Origin of the sequence: Vibrio sp. S12_S33, assembly GCF_963889785.1 — a bacterium.
Classification (GTDB): Bacteria; Pseudomonadota; Gammaproteobacteria; order Enterobacterales; family Vibrionaceae; genus Vibrio; species Vibrio aestuarianus.
Window position 1 is genome coordinate 1 of the sequence record NZ_CAWPQZ010000128.1, and the last position, 1,820, is coordinate 1,820.

Genomic DNA, 1,820 nt, shown 5'->3' on the forward strand with positions numbered 1-1,820 from the left:
CCATAGAGATGATGCATGGATTTTGATTTGCGATGTAATTAAGTAGCTTAGTTCGTTGAAGTTTTTTACGGCTTATGTTCTTTCCTTTATGATTAATTTGAAGAAGAAAGAAAATATTTTTTGCTAAATCGATGCCGATGATTTTATGCTGAGTCATGGTCTTCTCCTTTTGCTTCGGGACCTGAACACTCCAAGCATGGCTCAATGCCATGTGAAGTGGTAGGGGGAGACCATCTCATCACCTTAATGCGGCGTTATGCCACTCGTTGTGGTATGTCGTTCTATAAGTTGGTAATTCTGATATAATGTCCGTTTTAAATATCGGTATTGGTTATGAAAAACGTAGTTGGCTTAGTCGCAAGTTCTCTAATTTTATTGAGTGTCCAGTCTATAGCAAGCCCAGATGACTTTGTTAAGAAGACTGGCGATCAGTTTTATATCGGTGCAGACGTCGCAGTAGCGAATAGTATTGATGTTAGCATCAATGGCGAGTCTGTGGACGAATCGGCATAATGTATTGGCTGGCTATGAATTCAACACGCACTCATTGGTAAAAACGAGTGTGGAAGTAGAACATCGTACATTTGGTGAAGTAGACAACACTGGCACTTTAAAAGTGGACGGCGATGCTTTATTTGTAAATGCAAAAGCAAAACTGTTCGTGTTATACGATTTTGGCAATTTGTATTTAGCGCCGATGGTCGGTCTTGGAGAGGTGACAATTGATGGTTCAGGAAACGGTGTTAGCTTTTCAGAGTCTCAAACAGGTTATCAGGTAGGTCTAGAGTTCGGTACTCGCCTGAAGTAAGGTGTTGATTTGCACCTAGGGTACAGAGCAACCTTCACATCAATTAGTAATGCCGGAAATGACATCGATATCAACTTGTCAGGTGCTTATGCTGGTTTGAGATACTTCTTCTAAATCAGTAGTATAACACATATGAGCCTTCTGTCTGTCAATAGGTAATAACATCCTGTTGGCTGCGTGAGCAGCCAATGATCTTCGAACAACAAAGTTATCTATTTCGCTTTGTCATTTTGGTCATTAAGCATTGCTTACGACAAACACATATTGAGGATCTCTTATTGCGAAAGAGGGTCGATAATCGTGATGCCATGAACGCCATTCTTTTTGTTCTTAGAACAGGCTGTCAGTGGAATGCGCTAAATGCGACAGGTATTTGTACCTCTAGCTCTGCACATCGTCGCTTTCAAGAGTGGCGAGATGCAGGTGTCTTTGAGCAGTTTTGGCAAAATGGCCTCATTTACGAGGGGGTTGATTGGCGTTCGATATCAATGGATGGCTGCCAGACTAAAGCGCCTTTAGCTGGCTCAAAAAACAGGTAAGAACCCAACAGATAGAGCGAAACAAGGTGTAAAACGCAGTTTGTTGACGGACGCGAATGGGTTGCCACTTGCCGTTGTCAGTGATGGTGCGAACGTCCACGACATCAAGTTGGTACTGAAAACGTTAGACGCATTAGAGTGTTATCGCCCACCGTTGAAAGTACCATTGTATCTAGACAAAGGTTATACAGGGCAGTGGCTACATGATGAGTTAGTCGCTTTGAACTACATTCCCCATGTTCAATCACGGGCTGAAGAGGCCGCGAGTTTGAAACAATCGGATGATTTTAAGACTCATCGTTGGGTTGTGGAGCGAACCCATAGCTGGCTAAACCGTTATCGTAGATTGTACTAATTCAGACCTGATCTGACAGTTACCCACTTTTCGACTTGGTGCCTGTCAGATTATATCTGGGCTAGATTCTTTTCAGCCCAGATTGATTTCCCATCCTCTAATGTTTCTATCGGCGTTC

2 protein-coding genes and 2 pseudogenes are annotated in these 1,820 nt (G+C 42.7%); 3 read left to right on the forward strand and 1 reads right to left on the reverse strand.

Annotated features, from left to right (window positions below; translation table 11 throughout):
* A pseudogene (locus tag AACW06_RS21125) lies at positions 1-157 on the reverse strand (IS110 family transposase); the annotation flags it as partial.
* Between the two features lie 176 nt (positions 158-333).
* On the opposite strand from AACW06_RS21125, the gene AACW06_RS19355 reads away from it, so the two are divergent.
* From AACW06_RS19355 to AACW06_RS19365, 3 genes and pseudogenes are all read left to right on the forward strand, one after another.
* Positions 334-513, forward strand: a complete 180-nt coding sequence (locus AACW06_RS19355) for a hypothetical protein (RefSeq protein ID WP_192076307.1) — start codon at positions 334-336, stop codon at positions 511-513.
* A complete protein-coding gene (locus AACW06_RS19360) occupies positions 485-808 on the forward strand; it encodes a hypothetical protein (RefSeq protein ID WP_192076308.1) in 324 nt (107 codons plus the stop codon). Before AACW06_RS19355 ends, AACW06_RS19360 begins: the two co-directional genes overlap by 29 nt.
* Before the next feature lie 281 nt (positions 809-1,089).
* Positions 1,090-1,696: pseudogene (locus tag AACW06_RS19365) on the forward strand (IS5 family transposase); the annotation flags it as partial.
* Between the last annotated feature and the right edge of the window lie 124 nt (positions 1,697-1,820).